Source organism: Burkholderia sp. COPS (genome assembly GCF_019425585.1).
In the GTDB taxonomy this organism is placed as follows: Bacteria; Pseudomonadota; Gammaproteobacteria; order Burkholderiales; family Burkholderiaceae; genus Burkholderia; species Burkholderia cepacia.
Window position 1 is genome coordinate 23673 of record NZ_WIXR01000006.1, and the last position, 6319, is coordinate 29991.

Sequence of the window (6319 nt, forward strand, 5' to 3'; positions counted from 1 at the left end):
TGCAAGCTCGCCTGAACGTCAACCCCGCAATCCTCTGATGAGTTCCGGCCACAACGACGAATACTGGCGACGAAACATGCCGACGTGACCGATTGCTCGGCCATCGCAGTTTTCCGGACTGATGAAATGGATATTGCTTTTGGCCCGCGGCAACCATCGCAGCCAGTCTTCGATGTTGGCCGGTGTCGCGAGTGGGTCGTCGGTCGCAGCAACTACCGTGACGGGAGCGGAGAATTCGTTGTAGTGGTGCTGCGTAACGCCGACCCCGAACTCGTTCGCCATATATCCGGGGCGGCGGCACCATCGGGCCCACTGAAGCCCGACGCGTGCCGGCAAATCGTCGCCCCAACCGAGCACCCTCGCAGGCACATAGCCGAGTAGGCGTGCGGTAACCGGAACATAGAGATTCGCCAGCAACAACGCAGCGATTCGCTTCGGCCACCGGATGTTGCCGACGTATCCGGATGACGCGGAAATCGCGCATAACGAACGGATCGACGCGTGATTCGGCATCAGTCCGACCAGTTGCCCGCCCGCACTGTGACCGATCAGGTGAGCTTCGCTCGCGCCGGTTTCACGAAGAAGCCAGTCAAGCGCGGCGGGCATGTCGAGCTGGCCCCAGTCCTGTTTGCGTGCGCGCGACTGGCGAACATGGCGCATGCCGAGCGACGCCCCCATCCCCCGGTAATCGAATACGAATACTGGATACCCGATTGCATTCAGCCAATCCGAGAATGGAAAATAAAAGGATTGGCGAACGCCCGTCGCGGGGCAAATGAGAACGGGAAAGCAAGTGGCCGAGGCCACCGGAAAATACGTGCCCTTCAACGGAAATCCATCGCGGGCATGAAATGCAACGCATACACGAGATAACGACGGCCGGTTCATCGCTCGGGTCCCGATACGATAATCACGCAAGGATGTGCCCGGCATTCCGGAACGAACATACGGCCCGATTTCTGAATTTGGTCGTGTAAAAAAGGATTCAAAATCGATTCGCCCATCGATTCACCCCGTTTATAGAGGTGATCAATGTATTAATTTTTTGCCGCCAGTAAAATCAGACGAGTTCGATTTTTGACCACAAATTTCAATGCCGCATGCTGTTACCGAACAACTCGCGTCGACTCCGGAAAGCGGTACCCGTTTGTCCCGAAAAGCAAATGGCCCGACCGGCTTTCGCCGCTCGGGCCATTTTTCACGCCGGTAATCTCCTCACCAGCCGACGGCAAACACTCGGTCCGCCGCCGCTTCGTCGTCACCTCACATCGCCGACACCCGCCGCCCCGCGCTCGCCTGCGCATCGCGGCCGCGCTTGTTCAGCCACGATGCCAGCAGCACGATCAGCGCCAGCACGGCCGTCGCACCCACTTCCATCCTGTGATCCTCACTCACGAGCATCACGGTCAGCGTGCCGCAGATGAACAGGATCACCAGCCACGTGAGCCAGGGGAACAGCCACATCCGCAGCGTCAGGTCGGCGCCGGTCGCTTCGAGCGTCTTGCGCATCCGCAGCTGCGAGATCGCGATCACGAGATACACGAGCAGCGCGATCGCGCCCGACGTCGCCAGCAGGAATCCGAATACCTGTTCCGGCATCAGGTAGTTCGCGATCACGGTCAGGAAACCGAATGCGGTCGATGCGAGCACGGCCGCGCGCGGCGTGCCGGTCGAATCCGTGCGGTGCAGAAACGCGGGCGCGTCCTTGCGCTTCGACAGCGAGAACAGCATCCGCGACGCGGTGTACAGCGCCGAATTCAGGCAGCTCGCGACCGACACGAGCACGATCACGTCGATGATCGCCTTCGCGTTCGGGATGCCGATCAGCTCCATCGCGCGCTGATACGAACCGTGCTTCGGCAGCAGCGGATCGTTCCACGGCACGATGGCCGCGACGATCAGGATCGAGCCGAGATAGAACAGCGTGATGCGCCAGATCACCGAATTGGTCGCGCGCACGATCTGGCGTTGCGGGTTGTCCGATTCGGCGGCCGCGATCGTCACGATCTCCGTGCCGAGGAACGAGAACATCGTCGTCAGCATCGCCGCGAGCACCGCACCGGCACCGTGCGGCATGAAGCCGCCGTGCACGAACAGGTTCGATACGCCCGACACGGCAGGCGCGGGAATGATGCCGACGATCGCCGCGCCGCCGATGCACAGGAACACGACGATCGCGACGACCTTGATCAGCGCGAACCAGAATTCGAATTCGCCGTAGTTCTTGACCGAGAAGAGGTTGGTCACCGTCAGCACCAGCGTGATGCCGAGCGCGAAGACCCAGGTTGCAACGCCGGGGAACCACGCATTGAGGATGGTCGCGGCGGCGGTCGCCTCGATCGGGATCACGAGCACCCAGAACCACCAGTACAGCCAGCCGATCGAGAAACCGGCCCAGTGGCCGATCGCGCGATCGGCATAGGTGGAGAACGAACCGCTGTCCGGATGCGCGACGGCCATCTCGCCGAGCATGCGCATCACCAGCACGACCAGCACGCCCGCGATCGCATACGCGAGGATCGACGCCGGGCCGGCTTCCGCGATCGCGTGGCCGGAGCCGACGAACAGGCCCGCGCCGATCACGCCGGCAATCGACATCATCGTCACGTGCCGCTGCTTCAGGCCCGTACCGAGGCCTGTGTTGCTTCCACTCATCTGTCTCTCTCCAAAAAACGGTTCCGGTATGGCCGGGTATCGCGTGAAGGCAGCAGGGGGAGTTGTCGTTCTTGAATCCGGCTGCGAGCGCGCGTGCATCGCACGCGGGCATGCGGCCGGATGGGACCGTTCGGATCGGCGCGCCGCGCAGTCTGCGAAGCTGCGGGTGCGATGCGGCGCGCGGTGCGCCGACGCATCGCGTGCGTCGTTTCCGTCGGCTTTCGTCAGCTGCCTTCGAAGCGAAGGAGTGTAAGCACCAAACGGTTCTTCACTAAGAACCAATTGAAGAATTTCGATGGAACCACTCGTTGCATCGACATCGATCGATGCAACGCTTGTACCCGTTCGTGCCGGCGCGCGAGCCGCGCCGAAAGCGCCCGGCGACGCCGGGCGGCAGGCCGCAATCGGCGTGTCAGTTCGCGCCGTGCGCCCTCTCGTCGCGCCATTTGGCGGGGACAACGGCCTGCCATTCTCGCAGAAGCAGTTTTTTCACGGCGTCGGGACGGGCCGCCGACAGCCGCACCAGCACGATGGGCCAGCCGACGTAGTGATCCGTCACGTAATACACGTCCGGTTCCGATTCGATCAGCCACGCGCGCTCGTCGGGGCCGACACCTTTCACGACGAGCGTATCGCCGTCCTCGCGCAGCCGCGCGAGCATCTTGCCCCTCACCTTGAGCGCAGGCGTGCCGTACGACGTACCTTCCTCGACGCCGCGCCATGCCAGCGCGATCTGGCGGACTTCGTCGAATGTCATGAGGCCTCCCGGCTGCACTTCTTCGGTTCACGATCCGGCCACCCTACCGGAATTCGCGACGGGACGTCGCGGGACGTGCGCCTATCCGCGCGCCGCACGTGCGGCCACCGGCGCACGCCCCGTCGTCGCGACGATCGCGAAGGCGATCGCATTCGCGGCGGCGCTGGCCAGGATCGGCACGAGATAGCCGCCGCCCGCGTCGTAGATGAAACCGGCCGCGGCCGGCCCGATCAGCGTGCCGAATGCGACGCTCGTATAAAGCACGCCGATGATCCCGCTCACGTTGCGCCCGCCGAAGTAGTCCATCACGACCGCCGGCAGCACGGCGACCCAGCCGCCGTAGAACACGCCGAACACGAGCGCGAACGCGGCAAGCGTCGCGACGGTGCCGGCACCGGCCCACGCGACGAGCGCGACGGCCATGCCCGCGAACATCGCGAGCAGCGACGCACGGCGTCCGAAGCGGTCGGCGAGGCCGCCGAGGAAGAAGCGGCCGGCCGTGCTGCCGACGCCGATCGCGCCGAGCAGCAGCACGGCCGTCGACGGCGCGACGCCATGATCGAGCGCGTACGGCACGAGGTGAACGAACGGAACGAACACGCCGAACGAGCAGGCGAGGCATGCGGCGTACAGGCTCGCGAACGGCCGCGACATGACGGCTTCGCGCACCGTCGCGCCGGCAGGCGCCGAAGCGGCGACCGGCTGACGCCTCGCGGCGGCGGCGGACACCGAGGCCCCCGCACCGTGCCCGGTGACGTGCGCCCCGCCGCCGGGCTCATGCGCAGCCTCCCCGTCCGGCAGCAGCCCCCGCCCGCGCGGGTCGTTCTCGATCAGCAGCGACATCCCCGCGCCGATCACGACCGCGATCACGGCCAGCGTGAAATACGCGCCGCGCCAGCCGACCTGCGCGATCAGCGTGGACGCGAGCGGCGGCATCACCAGCGTGCCGACACCGATGCCCGCGACCGCGAGCCCCGATGCGAAGCCGCGCCGGCGTACGAACCAGCGCTGCACGGCGCCGACCGCCGGTACGTATGCGCAGCCGACGCCGAAACCGACACCGAGCCCATACGCGACATAGACCTGCAGCAGCGTGTGCGCGGCGCCTGCAGCCGCGAGCCCGGCGGCCGTCAGCAACATCCCGGCGACGGCGAGCCGCCGTGAACCGAAGCGGTCGGCCAGCGGCCCGCTGACGATGCCGAAACCGAAATACAGGAAGCCGGCGAGCGAGAACACGAGCGAGATCTGGCCGCGCGACGCGGCGAAATCCCGCTGCAGCGACTCGACGAACGCACTGAACGTATAGGCGTTGCCGAACCCCACGAACGTGACGGCGAACGCGGCCGCGACCACGTACCAGCCATAGAAGAAATGGCGCGATGCGCCCGGGCGGTTCATGACGATGCTCCTCTCAGGTCCCGCCGGACACCGCGCGGCGTCCGGTTTGCCTCGTGGATATAGTTGAACTATGTTGATCGCATTGGCTGCCGCAATGCAGCCACATAGCACGCATTCGGATGCGACAACGGTACTCGTGCACACGCGCCGCCTCAAACGATATTTCATCGGTCATTCGCTTTAGAAAAACTCAATGAATCGTTCCCGCCTGCCGCCGCTCAACGCGCTGCGTGCATTCGAAGCAGCCGCCCGCCACCTGTCGGTGAAATCGGCGGCCGAGGAGCTGTGGGTCACGCCCGGCGCGGTGAGCCAGATGATCCGCACGCTCGAGACGCACCTCGGCGTGCAGCTGTTCGAGCGCGTCAACCGCGGCATCCTGTTGACGGCCGCCGGCCGCGACTACCTGCCGCCGGTGCGCAATGCGTTCCGGCAGATCGCCGACGCGTCGCAGCGCGTGTCGGGCGCCGCCGACAGCGGCGTGCTGACGGTGAGCGTCACCCCGTTCTTCGCATCCGCGTGGCTCGTCCCGCGCCTCGCGCAATTCCGGCACGCGTGTCCTGACGTCGACCTGCAGGTCGTCACGAGCCACGCGCTCGCGGATTTTTCGCGCGACGGCGTCGACGTTGCAATCCGTCATGGCCTCGGGCGCTACATCGGCCTGTGCAGCGAGCGCCTGCTGACGGTGGAGATCGTCGCGCTCGCATCGCCCGACCTCGTCGCGCGGCTCGGCATGCCGGCGACGCCCGCCGATCTGGCCGGCTGGCCGCAGCTGCACGACGCCGAGCGCAAGGGCTGGCACATCTGGTTCGGCGCGCAGCGGATCGACGATATCGGCCCGCCGCGCGGCCCCGCGTTCGACGACTCGGGCCTGTTGCTGCAGGCGATCGTCGCCGGCCAGGGCGCCGGGCTGCTGCCGGCCGCGATGGTGCGCGGCGAGCTGGCAAGCGGCCGGCTCGTGCAGCTCGCCGACGTCGCGTGGCTCGACGATTTCGCGTACTACCTCGTCTATCCGCCGCATCACGCCGAGCGGCCGAAGGTCGCCGCTTTTCGCCGATGGATCCTCGAGGCCGCGCAGGCCGACGGCGCGGCCTCGATGTCGGGCGCGGCGTAGCGTCACGCCGCCGCGCGGCGCCGGCACCGGCGCCGGTCGGGCGCCGATCCGCTAACATGCGGCGCGGGCCGTCCGCCCGACATCGATAACAACAAACCGACCGGGAGAGACCATGCCTGCCCTGTTCTGCCGCGCGACACGCATCGCGGCACTGTCCGCCGTCTTCTTCGTCGCCTGCGCCGCGTTGCACCAACCCGCACACGCGTACCGCGCACCGCCCGGCTACGGCAACGAAGCCGATCTCGACCGTCACGACACGTATCGCAACCGCGACGGCGAAACCGTGCACGCACCCGCGCATTCGAAATCGGGCCGCGTGCCCGAAGGCGCGAGCGCGCGCTGCCGCGACGGCACCTACAGCTTCAGCCGTCACCGGCGCGGCACGTGCTCGGGGCACG

The 6319-nt window shown here is 66.4% G+C and carries 6 protein-coding genes; 2 read left to right on the forward strand and 4 right to left on the reverse strand.

What is annotated here, in order from left to right; genetic code table 11:
• Positions 1–18: 18 nt before the first annotated feature.
• The 4 genes from FOZ70_RS04230 to FOZ70_RS04245 all read right to left on the reverse strand — a co-directional run bounded on the left by FOZ70_RS04230 (position 19) and on the right by FOZ70_RS04245 (position 4810).
• Positions 19–828, reverse strand: a complete 810-nt coding sequence (locus tag FOZ70_RS04230; RefSeq protein WP_063800693.1) for an alpha/beta fold hydrolase — start codon at positions 826–828, stop codon at positions 19–21.
• A gap of 435 nt (positions 829–1263) precedes the next feature.
• Positions 1264–2655 carry a GABA permease gene (gene gabP / locus FOZ70_RS04235; RefSeq protein WP_021156961.1) on the reverse strand — a complete coding sequence of 464 codons (1392 nt, stop codon included), beginning with the start codon at positions 2653–2655 and terminating at the stop codon, positions 1264–1266.
• Positions 2656–3067: 412 nt separating this feature from the next.
• Positions 3068–3412 carry an MmcQ/YjbR family DNA-binding protein gene (locus tag FOZ70_RS04240; protein ID WP_021156959.1) on the reverse strand — a complete coding sequence of 115 codons (345 nt, stop codon included), beginning with the start codon at positions 3410–3412 and terminating at the stop codon, positions 3068–3070.
• An 81-nt stretch (positions 3413–3493) separates the two neighbouring features.
• Complete coding sequence (locus FOZ70_RS04245) at positions 3494–4810, reverse strand: MFS transporter (RefSeq protein ID WP_021156958.1); 1317 nt, start codon at positions 4808–4810, stop codon at positions 3494–3496.
• A 193-nt stretch (positions 4811–5003) separates the two neighbouring features.
• Between FOZ70_RS04245 and gcvA the strand changes: the two genes are divergently transcribed.
• Both gcvA and FOZ70_RS04255 read left to right on the forward strand, forming a co-directional pair.
• Positions 5004–5921 (forward strand): transcriptional regulator GcvA, encoded by a 918-nt coding sequence (gene gcvA, locus FOZ70_RS04250; protein WP_219705004.1) that lies wholly within the window; start codon positions 5004–5006, stop codon positions 5919–5921.
• Positions 5922–6033: 112 nt separating this feature from the next.
• Positions 6034–6319: DUF3761 domain-containing protein (locus FOZ70_RS04255; RefSeq protein ID WP_219705005.1), on the forward strand; the 286-nt coding region annotated here is incomplete at its 3' end.